Annotated in this window: 12 protein-coding genes and 1 tRNA gene; 8 read left to right on the forward strand and 5 right to left on the reverse strand. The window is 62.8% G+C overall.

Annotated features, from left to right (window positions below; all coding sequences use genetic code 11):
• Positions 1-232: 232 nt before the first annotated feature.
• Both V3B25_RS10085 and V3B25_RS10090 read right to left on the reverse strand, forming a co-directional pair.
• A complete protein-coding gene (locus V3B25_RS10085) occupies positions 233-1129 on the reverse strand; it encodes a M48 family metallopeptidase (protein WP_049401698.1) in 897 nt (298 codons plus the stop codon).
• An 89-nt stretch (positions 1130-1218) separates the two neighbouring features.
• Entirely contained in the window at positions 1219-3105 is a 1887-nt protein-coding gene (locus V3B25_RS10090; RefSeq protein WP_201116891.1) for a formylglycine-generating enzyme family protein, read from the reverse strand.
• Between the two features lie 84 nt (positions 3106-3189).
• Between V3B25_RS10090 and rnd the strand changes: the two genes are divergently transcribed.
• Together rnd and V3B25_RS10100 are read left to right on the forward strand one after the other, a co-directional pair.
• On the forward strand, positions 3190-4269 hold the full coding sequence (rnd, locus tag V3B25_RS10095) for a ribonuclease D (protein ID WP_049423888.1): 1080 nt from the start codon (positions 3190-3192) through the stop codon (positions 4267-4269).
• Between the two features lie 90 nt (positions 4270-4359).
• On the forward strand, positions 4360-5433 hold the full coding sequence (locus tag V3B25_RS10100; RefSeq protein WP_032130293.1) for a hypothetical protein: 1074 nt from the start codon (positions 4360-4362) through the stop codon (positions 5431-5433).
• A 75-nt stretch (positions 5434-5508) separates the two neighbouring features.
• Here the strand turns inward: V3B25_RS10100 and V3B25_RS10105 are convergent, their stop codons facing one another.
• Positions 5509-7839 carry a TonB-dependent receptor gene (locus V3B25_RS10105; protein ID WP_032130294.1) on the reverse strand — a complete coding sequence of 777 codons (2331 nt, stop codon included), beginning with the start codon at positions 7837-7839 and terminating at the stop codon, positions 5509-5511.
• A gap of 237 nt (positions 7840-8076) precedes the next feature.
• Here V3B25_RS10105 and V3B25_RS10110 point away from each other — a divergent pair.
• The 6 genes from V3B25_RS10110 (at position 8077) to V3B25_RS10135 (ending at position 12602) form a co-directional block, all read left to right on the forward strand.
• Positions 8077-8152: transfer RNA gene (locus V3B25_RS10110), tRNA-Ala, on the forward strand.
• 617 nt (positions 8153-8769) lie between these two features.
• A complete protein-coding gene (locus V3B25_RS10115; protein WP_256201545.1) occupies positions 8770-9051 on the forward strand; it encodes a DUF2834 domain-containing protein in 282 nt (93 codons plus the stop codon).
• A gap of 258 nt (positions 9052-9309) precedes the next feature.
• A complete protein-coding gene (locus V3B25_RS10120; protein WP_143048267.1) occupies positions 9310-10014 on the forward strand; it encodes a hypothetical protein in 705 nt (234 codons plus the stop codon).
• Positions 10005-10973 carry a hypothetical protein gene (locus V3B25_RS10125; protein WP_329810620.1) on the forward strand — a complete coding sequence of 323 codons (969 nt, stop codon included), beginning with the start codon at positions 10005-10007 and terminating at the stop codon, positions 10971-10973. Before V3B25_RS10120 ends, V3B25_RS10125 begins: the two co-directional genes overlap by 10 nt.
• A 193-nt stretch (positions 10974-11166) precedes the next feature.
• Positions 11167-11922 (forward strand): M15 family metallopeptidase, encoded by a 756-nt coding sequence (locus V3B25_RS10130; RefSeq protein ID WP_329810621.1) that lies wholly within the window; start codon positions 11167-11169, stop codon positions 11920-11922.
• 65 nt (positions 11923-11987) lie between these two features.
• Complete coding sequence (locus tag V3B25_RS10135) at positions 11988-12602, forward strand: hypothetical protein (protein WP_180844525.1); 615 nt, start codon at positions 11988-11990, stop codon at positions 12600-12602.
• 2279 nt (positions 12603-14881) lie between these two features.
• Here V3B25_RS10135 and V3B25_RS10140 read toward each other — a convergent pair.
• Positions 14882-15238 (reverse strand): hypothetical protein, encoded by a 357-nt coding sequence (locus V3B25_RS10140; RefSeq protein WP_071229684.1) that lies wholly within the window; start codon positions 15236-15238, stop codon positions 14882-14884.
• A gap of 193 nt (positions 15239-15431) precedes the next feature.
• Positions 15432-17270 (reverse strand): hypothetical protein, encoded by a 1839-nt coding sequence (locus V3B25_RS10145; RefSeq protein ID WP_177179537.1) that lies wholly within the window; start codon positions 17268-17270, stop codon positions 15432-15434.
• Between the last annotated feature and the right edge of the window lie 265 nt (positions 17271-17535).

A 17535-nucleotide genomic window follows, 5' to 3' on the forward strand; every position in this document is an offset into this window, starting at 1 on the left:
CGCAGGACTGCGCACACGAGCAAGCGGCGACCGAGCTTACATGGGTGAGGGCGCTTTGCTTGCGAAGCACTGCTTCGCAAGCGCCCGAACGCACAGCCGCCAGCGGCTGGGCCGGGCCCCGGAGGGGGACTTGCAGCGGCCCCCGCAACCGGACCCACCCCGCCATCCCACGGAATGCACGCTGTTGCTGTTGCTTCGGCAGGTGCAGGGCGCAGCCCTGCCGAACAACCCTCTACTTTGCCTGCTCGCAGAACTTCTGCCGGTACTCAAGCGCCTTCGGCATCAACGCCTGCAGGTTCTGGATGCGGGTACCCGGGTTGGGATGGGTCGAGGAGAATTCCGGCGGTGACTGGCCACCGCTGGCCTGGCCCATGCGCTGCCACAGCGGCACCGCCTCGCGTGGATCGAAGCACGCTGCCGCGGCCAGCATCAGCCCCACTTCATCGGCCTGCGTCTCGTGGCTGCGCGCATACGGCAGCAGATACCCATAACCCATCGCCGACATCATCATCTGTTGCTGCTGCGCATCCATGCCGCTGGCGGCGCCGGCCACCTGCCCGATCTGGGTCAGCTTCTGCTGGGCCATGCGCTGTGCACCGTGGCGCAGCAGCGCATGGGCAATCTCATGGCCCATCACCACCGCCATCGCATCACGGGTGCGCGCCACCGGCACCAGCCCGGTGTAGACCGCCATCTTGCCGCCCGGCAGGCAGAACGCGTTGGCCTGCTCGGATGGGATCACATTCACTTCCCACTGGAAATCCCGCGCGAAATGCGCCGGCTGCACACCGTGCTCCTGGGCCAGCGCGGTCTCCACCACGTCGACCTTGGCAATCAGCCGCTGGGCGATGTCGCGCACATCGCGCGCGATCGGCGCATTGGGATCCATCGGCCGTTCCTGCGACAGGATCTGCTGGTAGGCCTGCAGCCCCAAAGCGGTCTCCTGCCGCGCATCCAGGCTGCTGTCGATCATCACCTTCTCGCCGGTATACGGATCCACCGTGCGGTTGGAAAACCAGTAGAAGACCGCATAGCCGGCGGCCAGCAACAGCACCCACCAGCGGATGTTGCCGAACAGGCCGCGCCGTTGCGGGCCTTGCGGCGAGCGGGAGAAGGGATCATTGCGCATCGGGTCGGCTTCCAGCAGGCCCCGCCGGCCGGCGGGCACGGCGCAATCTTAGTGCGCCGATGCCAGCAACGGGTGAAGCCGGCCGCCGATCAGATGCCGCGTACCAGGCGGAAGCCGATGCGCGCGTTGGTGGTATCCGAGTCCTGGGATTGCCGCCAGGCGGCACGGGTCTGCTCCGGCGCATTGGCCCAGTTGCCGCCCCGGATCACCCGTGCGCGGCAGCCCGGGTTGAACCAGGCGGCGCCATCGGAGGGCGCGCGCCGGTAGCTGGCATGCCAGCAATCGGCCACCCATTCGCTGAGATTGCCGCCCATGTCGTGCAGGCCGAAGGCATTGGCCTGGAAACTCCCTACCGGTGCCGGCCCCCACCAGCCATCGCCATAGCCGATGAAGGCGTTGTGCCAATGCCGCCCTGACGGCGACACGTCCTTGCTGCCGGTGAAATTGCCGCTGCCCGGCGGCGGCGTGCCGGCATCGCCCCAGGGGTAGCGACCACTGCTGCCACCGCGCAGCGCGTACTCGAACTCTGCTTCACTGGGCAACCGGTAGCTGCGCCCGGTCTGCTCGGACAACCACGCCGCATAGTTTTCGGCATCGCGGATGCTGACGTGCATCACCGGCGAATTGGCCATCGCGCGGCCACCGTCGTAATCCGAGCGCCAGTCCACGCCGCTGCGGCGGATGAAGTTGCCGCTGCGTTCGTCATAGACCACCGAATGGCCGCGCCGCGTCGCCCGTGGGCGCGCATTGGTCGCCTTCACGTAGCGCTGGAAATCGCTGACCGTGACCTCGGTGATCGCCATCGCAAAGCCTCGATCAAAGCGCACATAGTGCGATGGTCGCTCGGCATCGCTCGAGCCCGGCTCGGCATCGCCGGCGCCCATCTGGAAACCGCCATGCGGCACCACCACCATCTGCGGCCCGCGTCCGCCATCGCGCATGGCGTCGCTGAACACCTGTCCAGGGCGGAAGCTGCCGTAGTGGGTGGCCAGGTCGATACGCTCACGCAGCTGGGCCACCACCGCGTCTCCCGGCAGGGCGATTCGCAGGGCCTCGGCCAGTTTCTCGCGCGCCGGCTTCAGGCCCTGCGGCGTGGACAGGTCGCGCAGGCCGTCATCGCGCAGCTGCAGCAATGCCGCCGCACGGATCTGCTCGATGCGCTCGAACGCGTCGGCGATGGTGGGCGACGAGTCGCGCACCTTGCTCGCTTCGGCCAGCCAGGTGCCGGCGCTGGCGAAATCACGCGTGCGTGCCGCGTCTTCGGCGCGGCGGATCAGTCCACTTTCGGCCGCGGCCAGTCCCTGCCGTGCGCGGCTGTTGTCCTCATCCAGTGCCAGTGCCTCACGGAAGTTGCCGATGGCCCCATCCCCATCTTCACCGATCCGGTCCGAGCGCAGGTCCTCTTCGCCGGCGCGGTTATAGGCCACGACCCGCTGGGCAAGCTCCACCCGTCCCTGCAGCGCACGCACCTTCTCGTCCTTCGGCGCCAGCGTCAGCAGCACCAGCGCCTGGCGGCTGGCCTCGGCCAGCGCCTCGCGCTGCTTCAGCGGCCGCACCAGCAACGCATCCGCCTGCTGCTGCAGGCGCTGGCGGGCGCGCTGCAGGCCTTGGCGGGCCTGGCGGTCATCCGGATCCTCTTCCTGTACCGCCAGCCACAGCGGGATGGCGGCATCGGCATCCTCATAGAGCCGTCCTTCGGCGAACGCCTGCTCGGCGGCGCGTCGCAACTGGGCCAGGCTGCGGCCCTGGCGGTCCACCCGCGGGGGCGTCCACTGCTGTACATCCTCGGCGGCATCCTCACCGGCGATGGTCACGCTGCCCTGCCCGGCCTGCGGGCGCTCGTCGCTGTCTGCGTCCGCGGACGGGCGCGCCTGTTCCCCGGCACTCTGGTCCGTTGCCGTGGGGGGTGACGGCGTGCAGCCGGCCAGGGCCAAGGCCAGGGCGGTGCACAGCACGGGTGACAACGAAAAACGCAAGCAAAGCCTCCTTCGGCACGGACGCGCACCGACGTTAGGCTATTCTCCCCTGCCTGAGCAAACCCGAGTAGTAGGCCCTGACCCGTGGCAACCTGGATCACCACCCCCGCCGAGCTGGATGCGTACTTCCAGCAGCGCCCGACCCGCATCGGCCTGGACACCGAATTCATCCGTGAACGCACCTTCTGGCCGCAGCTGGCCCTGGTGCAGATGGCGATCGGGCAGGACATCCTGCTGATCGACCCGCTGATTCCCGGCATGACCGAGGCGCTGGCGCCGTGGCTGGGCGATGAATCCATCACCAAGGTGATGCACAGCGCCAGCGAAGACCTGGTCGCCTTCAAGTGGGCGTGCGGCGTGCTGCCACGGCCGCTGTTCGACACCCAGATCGGTGCTGCGCTGGCCGGCATCGGCGGCGGCATGGGCTACCAGAAGCTGGTGGCGGAAATCACCGGCGTCGCCCTGGCCAAGGGCGAAACCCGTTCGGACTGGATGCGCCGCCCGCTTTCGGAGTCGCAGCTGCAGTATGCCGCCGACGACGTCGAGCACCTGTTCGCGCTGCATGACGCCATTGATGCCAAGCTGCAGGCACTCGGCCGCCAGCAGTGGCTGCACGACGATGGCGAGCGCCTGCTGGCCAGCGTCGCCAATGACGAAGACCGCTGGCCGCATCTGGCGATGCGCTCGGCGCAGTTCCTCGACGCGGCCGCACAGCACCGCCTGCTGCGCCTGCTGCGCTGGCGTGATGTACAGGCACGCAACAGCGACCGCCCGCGAAGCTGGATCCTGGACAACGAACTGGCCACCACCCTGGCGCGCACGCCACCGGCCGACGAGGCTGCGCTGGGCAAGCTGTTCGAGCAGTTCCCGAAGGCACCGCGCAAGCTTGCCGGCGCGGTCTGGCAGGCGCTGTCCACACCGCTGGCCGATGAGGCCGGGGCACCGCTGGCGCTACCCGCCAACGACAGCAACAAGCAGGCGGTGAAGAAGCTTCAAGACGCGGTGGCCGAGCGCAGCCGCGAGCTGGGCCTGCCGGATGGCGTGCTGGCCTCCCGCAAGCATCTGGAAAGCTATCTGGAACGCCGCCAATGGCCGGCAGCACTGGCCGGCTGGCGCCAGCAGGAACTGGAATCGCGGTTGCAGGCGCTGCTGCCGGCACGTTGATGGCACAAGGCGCCGAACCACGCCGGCGCCGTGCACCTCAGGCCTGCTGGGGCCGTGCTAGGGTTTGCCGGTACTGACAAGGAGACGTCGATGCAGACCCTCAAGATCGCGACCGCCTGCGCACTGCTGCTAACCCCGTTGGTCCTGGCATGCGCTGGGCAGGCCGCACCGCTTTCCTATGCACAGGAAAAGGAGAACACAGCCAAGCTGGTGGACATCATTGACGGTGCCACCCGCGATGGTCTGGTTGCCGTGCTGGTGCCGGCCCCGTATGTCGTGCACAACGGCGGGCCAGGCGTCGGCTCTCCGGTCCCCGGCTTTCATCTGGGCAACCGCTCGACCGACCTGCCCGGGTTCTCGACGCGGGTGTCCTTCCAGCACAAGGACATTCCCTCCCAGGGCTATGTGCAGCTGTTCAACACCAACGAACTGGAAACCGGCCCGCAGCGGACGGTGTTGATGGACGTGTTCGAGGTGCATCTGATTCCGCCGGGCACCTATCTGCTGAACGGTGCGGAGAACTACCGCCTGAACACCCGCGTGGCCAAGCTGAAGCCGCTGGGGACCATGGACGAAGTATCGAAGGACATCGGCGCCACCCGCCTTGCCGACGTCGACTACCGTTTCTATTCCTGGAAGAAGGTCTGGGTACCACCGGGCGTCCTGACCGATCAGCACTCCCAGCAGGTCTGCATCTCGGTGCACGTGGCTTCCGGCAACTGCGTGGCATGGGGCACCCAGAACTATGAAACCTCGCGCCCGACCGAAGGCTACTGGGATGACAGGATCGTCCCTGAAGACATCCCTGCCGTACGCATCCAGGCGGTCATCGCCAAGGCCCACGCGCCACTGGCCTTCACTGCCCACGAAGGGCAGATCCTGCTCAGCCCCTTCATTGTTGCCGCCGACGGCGATATCGATTTCAACGCGAACGACTGCGCACCGGTCGACAAGCTGACGGGCTGCGCCCTGCGCCGCTTCAGGGTGCACTACCAACCCGCGCCGTTGGACGCTGCACGCAAGCACATCGCAATCACCTCGCGCGGCCTCAACGGCAAGCAGCGCAAGGTACTGGAGCGGATGGAGGCGATGCAGCTGCAGGTGCTGGGCCCCAGTGCGCCGTCCGATGCAGCGCTGGGCAAGGGCGTCAGCGCCACGCCTTGAGCACGGATGATGCCTGGCCAGCAACGAAAAACGGCGCTCGATGAGCGCCGTTTCCGTTACACGACGGGGTAAGGCTTACCAGTTCATGTTCAGCGAGACACCGACGGTACGCGGCTCGTTGTAGACCGCGGCCATGTAGTTCTCGATCACACCCTTGAGGTTCTTCTCGTTGGTGATGTTGCGCGCGAACAGCGCCACTTCGTAGGCACCGTAGTTACCCGAGTAGCCGATCTTCAGGCCACCCTCGAAGTCACCCTTGGAGTTGAACTCCTTGCTGTCGTACAGCACGAAGCTGGTGTAACCCTGCTTGTTCCAGTCGGTGGAGACGAACATGGTGCCAGCGTCGCTCACGGGGAAGTCGTAGCGGGCCGCCAGGTTGACGTTGTACTTCGGCGCGTTCGGCAGCGGGTTGCCGTCGATCTGCGCGAAGGTGTTGGCACCGACCTTGATGGTCGGGTCGCCGACGGTGCACACCACCTGGCCGTTGAGGCCGCAGACCTGCGCGTAGACGCGCTTGTCCTTGATCTCGCTGTGCAGCAGGCTCAGGCCGGCGCTCAGGGTCAGGTTCGGGATCGGACGCAGCTCCATGTCCGCTTCGAAACCGTAGGCCTTGGCCTTGTCGGCGTTGAACAGCACGCCGTTGCCGTCCGAATCGTTGCCGTTGAGCTGGATGTCGTTGACGGTGTAGGTGAACGCGGTGGCGTTCAGGCGCAGGCGGTTGTCCCACAGGCTGCTCTTCACGCCCGCTTCCCAGGACAGGATGGTCTCGGAATCAGCGGTGGTGAAGTCGGCATTGAACACCGCCGAACGTCCCTGGATGGTCGGGCCGCGGAAGCCGCGTGCGACCTTGGCGTAGACGCTCACGTCCGGCGTGATCTGATACATCGCGCTCAGATCCCAGCTCGGGGTGGTGTCGGACATCTTGACGTCGGTGCGGCCCTTGTAGGTGACCACGCCAGCGGCAGTGTCAGCCGTCTTCAGCAGGCGGGTGTGCTTCTCGTCCTTGGTCTGGCGCAGGCCGGCAGTGACGGTGAACTTGTCGGTGAAGGCGTAGCTGATCTGGCCGAACCCGGCCCACGAGGTGTTCTTGTTGCGCAGGCGCACCCAGTTGTTCGGGTTGCGGGCCGCGCCCTGCAGGAACCATGCACGCTGGTAGAAGTCGGTGGTGTCGCTGCCGTTGAAGTAGAACGCACCGGCCTGCCACTGCAGGGCGCTGTCGTCATGGCTGGCCAGGCGGAATTCCTGGGTCCACTGGTCCAGGTCACGGATGCGGCCCATCGACTGGCCGTAGCCGTTCGGCACGCCGTTGACCGGGAAGTTCACCGCGGCACCGCCGTCGGTGTCGCCACGGCTGTAACCGGAGGTGGTTTCGTAGGCGGTGATCGAAGTGAAGTCGATCGCGCCGAAGTCATAACGCGCCTTCACCGAACCGCCATAGGTCTTGTACGCCTGCGGGTTGTTGCCGGCTTCGTCGTAGGCGACCTTGTCGCGCGGCACGTCGGTCTTGTTCGAGCCCTTGGTCAGCGCACCGCGCAGGAACAGGGTTGAGGTGCCTTCGTAATCACGGGCGTGGGCCGAGGCCAGGATCGAGAACTGGTCGCTCGGGGTCAGCAGCAGCTGGGCGCGCACGTTGCGGTCATCGAAGCCGCCCATGGCGTTCTTCTTCGGGCTGACCGTGCCGTCGGCGCTCGGGCCCTTGTAGGTGTTGTCGACGTAATCGTCGCGGTGCTGGTACAGGGCCGACACACGGAACGAGGCGATGTCGTTGATCGGGCCACCGAAGCCGCCGTCGATCGACACGCTGTTGTAGGACGCGTAGCTGGCGCTGACGCGGCCGGTGTAGTCCTGGGTCGGCTTCAGCGTGTCGAACTTGATGATGCCGGCGGTGGTGTTGCGGCCGAACAGCGAGCCCTGCGGGCCGCGCAGCACTTCCACCTGGTCCACGTCATAGACCGGGTTGGACTTCAGCACCACGTGTTCCAGCACTACGTCGTCCTGGATGATCGACACCGGCTGCGAGGCACCGAGGTAGAAGTCGATGTTGCCCAGGCCACGGATGTAGAAGCGCGGGAAGATGCGACCGGTGGTGGTTTCCGCATACAGGCTCGGCACGCGGCCGGACAGCGCCAGCAGGGTGTCGTCGCCGCCGGCGGTGAAGTCGCGCATGCGCTCGCCCTGCACCACGCCCACCGAGACCGGCACTTCCTGCAGGTTCTGCTCACGGTGTTCGGCGGTCACGGTGATCGTGTCCAGGCCGGTCGGGGTCGGCGCGCTGTCCTGTGCGGCGGCGCCGAAGCTGCCGACCAGGGCCAGGCCGGCACAGGCCAGGGCCAGCGGATGGCGGCGGAAGGAAACAAAAGAAGACGACATACCCGACAGGCGGCGGGAATCGGAATGGGAGGGCATGAAATGCTCTGAGGAGGCGTCCGTGCGGCCTGCGCGAGCCGGGCGGCAAAAAGGAGGATAACTGCGCAAGCCGCCATTATCCCCCAAATTGTTACGATTTCGTTGCGCAGCACCCAAACCCGGCGAAACAAGCGGTTTCGGCACAGTCACCCGCTGATGTGCCTCGCGTCTCGACATGGAATTCCTTTGATCGGCTTGGCAAGCGGCAGGCGCTTGGCTAGACTGAAGCCCTGCCGTGGGGCCATAGCTCAGCTGGGAGAGCGCGTCGTTCGCAATGACGAGGTCAGGAGTTCGATCCTCCTTGGCTCCACCACTAAATTTGCTTTATTTATCAAGAGGTTGGACAGGAAGCTGCCCAACCTTTTTTGTTGTTCCACGCCACTAAATCCAAGCAAAAACAGGTCTTTCCAAGGATGGTTTTTCCCAACTTTTTCCCAAGGCAATGACCGGCATCCTGCCTGTGCTGCGCGAAATGTTCCCCGGCAAGGCGATGCTGACCGTCGAGGACGTGGCCCGCGTGCTCAACCGTACGGGTGCGGGCGGCTATGAGCAGACCTGAGATCAGCTTTCCAGAGGACTCATCGTCCCTGGCCTGAGGAAGTTCGGCGGAAGCTGGTTGGTGCCTATCACCACCTTGGCGGCCGCCCTCGATGGTCTGGTGGAGACCGACGGGACGGGCAGATCGACACCAAATGCCTTGCCCGCTACACATACGGTGGTCTCTGCAGAGCCGCTGGTACCTCGCCGGGCCGGTCGAATGCCCACCCGAGCCAAGCAGCGGCTCGAGCTTCAGCAAGCCCGGGCTAGTCAGTTCTGGCCGCTGGTACTGTCAACCTTGAGGGGCTGGGAACTGGACGCCGCGCTTCCGCCTCCGGCCGCCCCCCTTCCCCGAAATCCTTTCTGATACGAACGCCAGAGCTTCACACGCCAATTTTTGCATTCACCTGGTCGGATGTCCTCGTGACGGCGCTGCAGTTCCTGGCGATCATGCTGGCCGAAGGGCGCCGCATCGAGATACCCCAACGCTGGCTGCCGCTGTCGGCCCTGCTGATAAGGCCCTCGCTGGCGCTGCCGCGCGCCGATCTGCTGCGCAAGCGCTTTCCGAGAACAGCACCACGCCGTCTTTCCCCGACCTCCGAAGGACACCAAGTGGCAGTCACTAGATGCGCCAGTAGCTCAACCCTTTCCACACTGAGCAGCCGCATGGGCTGATCGAGATCCTGACAACGGCGCTGCCGCGGTTCGGCCCCTGAGCCGCCTTGACTTTCATCATCGCCCGCCCCTCCCTCTTCATGGCCGAGAAGCGCTGCACGCGCTTTTCCCAGTGACCGAACTTCCGATCTCTTTCAGTGCGACTCCAACGACCGAGACTACGGTGGCTTTGGTTAGAATCCGATCCGAAGGGCCGATTGTAGATAAAGCCCTGACGCCAAGAGACAGACGGGTTAGGCAACCCATACGGGGGAAAACATGGATTTCAGCGTTCCACGAAACCGGCCATTGGCCGAGCTTCTTTCTCAAGCCGGCAGTGAAGATCTGGACGTCCTGGCTGACTTGATCACCGACTACGGCAAGGGACGGCTAGCGCTCGACTCTGGCATCAAGGCGCTCATCGTTGATCGAAAGGCCGCGGGGAGCCTTCAGTCGATTGCTGATGTGCTGGAAAAGGAGATCTGCGCCTTCGGCGGCAACACTCTAATGAACACCTACCGGTCCTCCGGGGTCGAATACTCGGAGCTGGCCAAAGACGTTGCTAAAAAGCTGGTTGGCAAGATCCCAGAGGACGCCGACGTCTATGCTCTCGAAGAGTTGGCCCTTGTGGGAGCCATCGGGAAATATTCGCCCGACGATGCAACTGCAGAGGGCGCCGGCGAGACCACGCCCAACTCGGTCATCGACAAGGTAGTGCAACAACTAGTTCAGAACGCAGGGACGGCAGCAGGCTTGGCCTCCGCTGGCGGGGTCGCAGGCTTTGCATCCGCTTTGAGCGCTCGTGCGGCGTCGTTTGTCGCGGGCCCTGTCGCGGTTGGGGCTGCGGGGTACTCACTCTACGAAGCGACAGGCCCAGCATTCCGCATTACAGTCCCTGCTGTCCTTCAGATCGCCAAAATTCGTCGCAAGCGCATTGACGCCGATTTCCAACACTATTCTGAGAGGCTGAAAGCATGTCTTTGACCAATGCAGAGCTGGCGCGTGATCTGCCCAAGCTTCAAGACATCCTTGTGCGTATCGCCTCTGGAGAGCTAAACGTTTTTGGAGGCGTGGTGCGATACGCCGCGGGAACTGGAAAGGGGGGCCAGATCGCCGCGCACCTTGTATTCCCAGGCGACCCGCAGCAGGCCCAGCAGAGCATTTCCCAACTGCAGGCCGCCATGCAACACAGCATGGGCAACCTTCAGGGCGGCATGGATGTCCTCCAACAGAGCATGGGTTCACTTCAAGCACTACAGATGGCCAACCTCGCCATGGCCGGCTTGAATCTGGCCGTCACGACCGCGGGCTTCGTCATCGTTTGCAGGAAGCTGAACAAGATCAGCGGCCAGATCGAAGCGCAGTCAGCCGGCATCGCTCAAACACTTCAAATGGTCAGCGAAGCCCACGAACGCAGTTTGCTGATGGATGAGGCGAGGTTTCGTGGCCTGGTGCTCGCCTGCGAGCAGCACTTTGAGGAGAACGATATCGAGCTCCTCAAGCACAAGATTCAGGACTTCCATGAGCAATACCAGTTCACCAAGCTGGTGTTGCAGCGCCACGCCGTCAAAGCAGCAAGCAACGTGGACCGCCTGATTGACATCCAGGTGCTCCAAGACCGCTTGGTAAACCTTGGGCTGTTCCTCGCCCAAGTTCAAACCAAGGTGGGTGCTCGCAAGCGCGGCCAAGAAACTCTTCACAACCTCGCACAAGACCTTGATGAGCTCAACGGAAACCGCGTCAAGGCACTGACTTCTGATCGAGACCTTTCCTTCCGCATTACCGAAGACCAGCTGGGCCAAGTAGTTTCGTTCATTGAGAGCGGAAAGCAGACCATCCCAGCCCTGACATATCAAGCCGATCTCCTCGGGGTCGATCACTTCGATATCGATGCCGTAAACGATGCCTCTATGGCAGGCGACATCGTGGTGATCGCGGCATAGCTTCCCAGATTGACTTTCAATCTTTGCATGCTATGCCTTGCAACGAGGCTGGGACTTTAGTCCCGGGCCTCTCTAAGCCCTCGGCAACAGGCCTCCTCCCCCGGTTGTTCGGGGGCTTTCTTTTAGCTTGCTTGCGCCTTCCTAGAAATCCACTACCCCTGAAAGCATCCAATGATCTTTCTGGGAGGACAGCATGCAACTCCGCTTTACAATCGCCGCTGCTCTGGCTTGTCTGGCCTTGGCTGGGTGTTCGACCGTCGAACCCAAACCCAAGCCGTTCTCCGCCTGGGCTTACCAACCCCCAAAATCGCATGGCGCTATCCACCGATTCTTCCATCCGAAGAGTGGCCGGGTTTGGAAAGGGGTCTCTCCTGCTTTGAGGGAAAAGGTGGAAGCCGTCCAAGCCCAGCTTGCTGTGGAAGGGTTCGACGTGCGCCCACTTGAGGGCTACCGTTCGCCAGAGCGACAGGCTGCGCTCCTCGCTTCAGCTTCTGGCGTCACCACCGTTGGTGCCTACAGCAGTTGCCATAACTTTGGTCTGGCACTGGATGCAGCCGTGTTCGTCAACGGGCAGCCCAGCTGGGACCTGGGCGATCCGCATGTGATGGCCGGCTACTTTCGGTTCGGCGAGCTGTCAGAAATGGTCGGGTTGAACTGGGGAGGCCGGTGGACCAGTCCGAAGGACTACCCCCACGTCGAGCTCAGGGCCGAATGCGTCCAGGCGAAGTGGGCCCACCGAAACGGAAAGCCGCGCCGCCCGTTTGCTCCCGTCATTGGCAAACCCGCGCCGTACGCCCTGGCCCTAGCCCTGACACCGCAGTGGTGCCCTGCCGGCATGGCAACCGAGTGCTTGCTGTGGAGCAATGAAAACCGCTACGCATGGAGCTTGGCTATCCCGGAGCGGGTTTATTCTGCGACCTTTCCTAACAGCTTGAGAAAGATCGCCTGATCGCCTTGCGCAAATGAAATCCCCTGCTATGGGTTAAGTATCAACTCATAGTGGGGAGGGTTTTCATGTCGTCGCTTCGCATTTCGATCTTAACGGCTTTGATGGGAGCCACGTTGCTTTCCTCCCCATCGTTTGCTCAAACCGCCACAGGAACCGGGGCTACCGCTTCAGGCCCCAACTCCACCGCCACCGGGGAATACGCACAAGCTTCAGGTCCGAATGCCACTGCAACGGGCGCATACGCCAATGCGTCCGGCGACGGGGCGATTGCAACCGGCGTTCAAGCCAGCGCCTCCGCAGACAACGCGATTGCCTCAGGAACAAACGCGCAAGCTTCCGGCGTGAACTCCATCGCCACGGGCCAGGGCGCAAATGCGACGGCCGTCAACGCGGTAGCCACTGGCACGTTGAGCTACGCCAGCGGTGAAGCGGCGATCGCACTGGGAACCCAATCCGCGGCTACCGGCGTCCACTCCTTAGTGGTCGGTGTTCAGTCACAAGCAAGTGGAGACCTGTCGATGTCGATAGGCTATTTCAGCAGGTCGCGAGGCAACGCTTCGATCGCACAAGGCAACTTGGCCCAGGCCAACGCCGATCACGCTGTTGCCCTTGGTTCCTCTGCCGTCGCCGATGCACGCCAGTCTGTGGCGGTGGGCGTCGGGGCCGAGTCACGGGCGTAGGATTGCGTCGCCTTGGGCTCCAATAGCCGTTGCTGGGCCAGCGACGAAGTCAGCGTAGGCGCCACTTCTGAGGGCGGAGGCCAGAGCTCCCGCCGGATTACCAACGTGCGGGCCGGGACGTCCGACACCGATGTAGCGAACCTCGGGCAGGTCCGTCAGGCCGCACAAGCGCTTGGCGGTGGTGCCACGTTCGTTAATGGGAACTTTGTAGCGCCGATTTATCAGTTCCGGAGCGGGGCCACTCATCAAACCGTGGGAGCCGCTTTGGACGACCTAGATGGACGCGTGACTTCCCTTGAGCAAAACCCAGGCAGCGGCACGGGTACCCCGGGCCCGCGTGGTGTCGATGGGCTAAGCGCCTACGAGGTGGCGCTGGCCAACGGCTTCCAGGGCAATGAACAAGATTGGCTGGCAAGCTTGAAAGGGCAACCAGGAGCGCAGGGGCCTGCCGGCAACGATGGCGTGGACGGAACCGCCGGGACCGGCTCGGGTTCGACAGCAAAGGCGGGCAAGAACGTCGAAGTCACCAACAACTCAGACGGCACCCAAACGGTTGCGGTCTTCTTCAAGGGTTTTTGGAGTTGCGTTTTAGCCGGGTCAGCGTTACCGAAAGCCACCACCTTGCTCAGCGCAGGGAGGGGCACTGGCGGGCTTTCTGCCATTTGCCAGTGCGGGGACTGGGGAACTGGCTGCCTGGTGCGAGGATGCTCCCTGAGGCCCGCCAGGTCGTTTTAGTCAAATCTTTCTCAAGCCACTGCCGGGCCGCTCTCGTCGCGTTGCGAAGTCGGGGGACGAAAGCAGTTTTGAACGGCGTGGGGGCATGCGGTGTTTGATACCGTCCCGTTCCTTGAAGCCGTTGCCCGTGCCGAAGCCCCCGCGCGCAAGTTCTCACAGCGCTGGAACCGCAACGCGCTGCTGGCAGAGTTTGGTTCGTGCTGCGCGTTCTGCTCCGCCCCTCTGGAGGGCACCAGTGGCCGTGCTTGGCAAGCCGTAGCACTGGTGCCGCCACAACTGGGTGGTCCAGCCCAAGTCAGCGAGAACTGGGCGCCTGCCTGCCGAACCTGCGCTGCTGCAAAGGGCCTTCGCGATTTGGTGAGCTGGTCAGAGTGGCAAGCGACAGCGCCCACTGACCGAGCGGCCCTGCTGCTAGAACGCCGTAGGTCGGCGTTGCTGTATGCCGAGAACCACTTCACCCCACTCAGCCGCCATGCGAAGAGGGGCCGCGTGCTGGACCACCTAACTTCTCGTTTCAACAAGCCCCGGTTCCGGGTCCATGCGTGGGCTGGGATGGTCGATGGTGAGCGAGTGTGCGTAGTTGGCTGGAGCACCCGTGCGGGCGATGCCCTAGCACTGGGCGAGGCCCTGCTGGCGTTGCGAATGCGGGATGGGGGTGAGGTGCTGGCGGAGGACCACACCCACCTCCTGCGCCTGCCGGCGGGAGCCTTCCTAGGGGCGGTTTGGGCGCTCATTGAGGCCCATGGGATCGTCGCGCCGTTGGACGTGCCAGGCGGTGGCCCGGTCGGTGCAGAGGACTGGCGGGAGTGCTGGCACCACCTGGTCCGTGACGTAGTGAGCAACAACAAGCGGGTTCCCCTGACAGGCGGTCCGCCTCTTCCTCATGCTCCCCGTGTGCTATCCACGAACCCGGATTCGGTTCGTCGGCTAGCCCAGCTGCGGGCCGCGAAGCGGGCGGATAGACTGGAAGAAGCCGAGTTGTTGTATCGAGGGGCGATGGCCCGGAAGGGCAGATACCTGGAACGGGTGGAGCGTGGCTTGGAGGCCCCTATGCCGCTGGATGACTACCGGGCTTGGAGCGATGAGGTAAGGCAACTAGGCTTGAACTTGGCGCGACAAGAATAGGATCCGAAAGGGACCAGCGCGACCTACCCACGGCCTGCCACGCATACAGCAGGCCGCCAGGACGTTGCATGTATCACCTCAACGACCATGCAAAACAGATTACTGGAAGGCTAAAGTCGCCGCGCCCGACCTTCCGAGCTGACTGAGTAAGTCCCCAAATGTTCCGAAAGGCACGCCCTCTGGCGCATTGCCTCCAGCTCGTCTGGCGAATTTCCGTCTTCGAGGGCACGTCGAATAGCACCCTGAATTGCGTTGAGACTTGCCGGATCTGCGGAAAGAATGAAACAAAGCGTTTTCGACGAGATAGTGAACAACTCAAGCATGCAGACCTCTCCTGTGAACGGAAGAACAAATGCTGGTACGCCTCTCTGCTGAAGAACCAGAGGTCACCTAGCACATGATTAGATCACTCAGACAACTCAAAAGGCGGCGGCGGCAATCTTTTTGAATGATGCCGAATCTGTGGTCGCTAGGAATTTCTTGCCTCCCTTGGTCTTCGCCACGAACGTGATGTCCTTACTCCGACCACCTGCCAGCAGCCCTGCGAGCAGCCCGAGCGGGCCCAGCAATGCACCACCCACCAAGCCCCACCCTACTGTTCCACCTATCCGCTTAACACTTTCCTCCGTAGCGACATCCACGGATTCAATGTCCTTTAGGAGCAGCGAACCCCCGGCCCAACCATCCCCCGCCTGCCACGCGAACGTGATGACTCCCATCATCAATGTGGCCTTTCCTTTACCAAAATCCCCTGCATGAACCTGGATCGTCGCCATGCCAATACCTATGGACCTACCGTGGTCCTCAGGCGGATCATAGCCAGCGGGCACCTACTTTGAAACCCCACCGCCACTCCAATGTCATAGTGGGTAACTGGAACGCGCCAGGGCCAGCCCAGGCAGTCCAGGGAATGGAAATTCACCGGCTAGGCTCGTTCGCCGCAGCACCCGTCCTCTGCGCACACGGCAATCAATTCCTCAGTCGGTCACGGGCTCTCGATATAACGACCGCATCCAGTGACGTCCACGTAGCCAACCCATGGATGGCATCCACAACGTCTCCCCAAGGCCCCTCCTCACTCGGAAACACCCCCCTGTCCTTAAGCACGGTCTTGCAGATGCGAGCGAGGCTTGCAGCAACGAAAGACGCGCCCGGAAATAGCAAATCAATCTTGGTGTTAAGCGGAAGCGTGACCAGTTCCGTCAATGTAGTTCTTATGTGGTACTTGGCTTGAAACTCTCGCCGACGCTCAAAGGACCGGACATCGTCGTTAAGCATTCTCACCGCCTGACTCAGCTCCTCTCGATCGATATCCGCCGTCAATAGGCCGCGCGCCACCCGGCGGAACTTCCAGAACGATTCGGCAGTTGTGCCCCGAGCCACTTCCAACGCTGACAAGCCTCGCGGGGCTAGAAGGCCATCGACGACGCGATGCATTCGATCCGCGACGTGTCCAGGAGTCGTTCCAGACGTCCGGTTAAAGTAGTTGGCGATGGTGGTTGCATTGCCGGACTCATCGTAATCAGCAAACTCGCGGGGCAAGTAGGTCGCACCAAGGCACGCCGCCCATTCGACCATGGCGCCGGCGTGGCTCAGCTCCAAGCGCGCATCGACGCCGCGTGTCGCGTGCACCAACTCCCCTACCAGTGCTCCAAAGCCGGACTCCATGGTCGCAACCGCGCCATGACGGAACAACGCGGTATGCTGTTGCCTAAGGACCCTGCCGTAGGCCGAGACCAAAGGGGCCAACGGAGTCGAAGATCCGACAGATTGAATCATTCGCAGGAGATCAATGCGCTCTTGGTTACTGAATGGTCCATACAGGAGTGGATCCTTGTGCTGCCCGTGCGACACCGTAAGCGAAGCCAGGCGCCGGCTCAGGATCACCGAGGACTTGTTTGCTCCAACGGCCGCCTCTACCAGAGACGAAGGATAACGAGCGACCGGCACCGGCAGTACGAGCCTTATCCTCCCCATGCCGACAAGCTCTTCAAAGGAAGCCAAGTCAATCTCGTGGCGACCAAGCCACCCCAGGTCATAGGTTGGCACGATGTTGACGACATCGTAGATGCACAATAGCTCAGCCAGCTTTACGTCACTTAGATCATCTGCACCGAACAGTACCGAGAACTTTTCACGACTCGACTCGCTCCTGGAGAACCGCTGTTGACTGCGGGAACTGGTGAACTCTCGCCAAGAGTCCTCATCTTCTTCAACCAGCCCGCGGATAGCTTGAGATGAAGCCCTGAACCGTCGAACGACTGGCAGATCGAGAAAATTCTCAGGCGCGACCGCGGCGGAAACTACTTCTTCCTTTGTAGGAGACGCGGACAGCTGCGCGAAGCGCAAAGACCCTGGCAACTGAAGTTTCCGGTACGCTGCATCTACAGATGCCAGCTCCTCATTCGACAACCCTTGATGCTCAAAGAAGAAGCCATCAAGGTCGAACTTAAACACCAAATTTCCCGCAGGCAGACCGGGTGCAGCAAGGCTCAGCAGATCATTGATCCAGGGGTGGGTCATCGGCTCGTTGATCAACCAGGCGTCGTCAGCAGCTGTGGTCGAGATGTTCAGCTTTTCAAGGGAGGGCGGCTCACTCACCAACTTCACATTGGCGGTGATTGGTCGAATCTCTCTATCAAAAATTCGGGAAAGCTCGTCCCAATCGCCCACAGGACCCACGACGTGGATTTCATAACGACCATCCTCGCCGTGCAGGATCGACTCCAGTTCGGGATAAGCAAACTGAAACTGCTGGTAAGCCCAAACGGCACTCCTTTCTTGAAGTGTCCGCCGAACGTCACTCATGCTGCACATTCCGCTGCCCATCCCCTGAATCAGCCTGCCGGATTGCCGCATTGTATCCCACCACCCCGGCCTTATTGCACCATCCAACGTGCACCCAAAAATCTTCACGTCGGCCACCAAGCTAACCTGACCGATCCGACCGGACATCCCGAGTATTTAGCTTAACCCGAGCGGCCGCGACATCCAGCTGCGGAGCTAGCATTCAACAGCCCGCCAGGCTAGATGGGCAACGCTTTCCCTATACATCCGACGCCACTGGGTACCG

The organism is Stenotrophomonas sp. SMYL8 (assembly GCF_036320065.1).
Taxonomy (GTDB): domain Bacteria; phylum Pseudomonadota; class Gammaproteobacteria; order Xanthomonadales; family Xanthomonadaceae; genus Stenotrophomonas; species Stenotrophomonas maltophilia_A.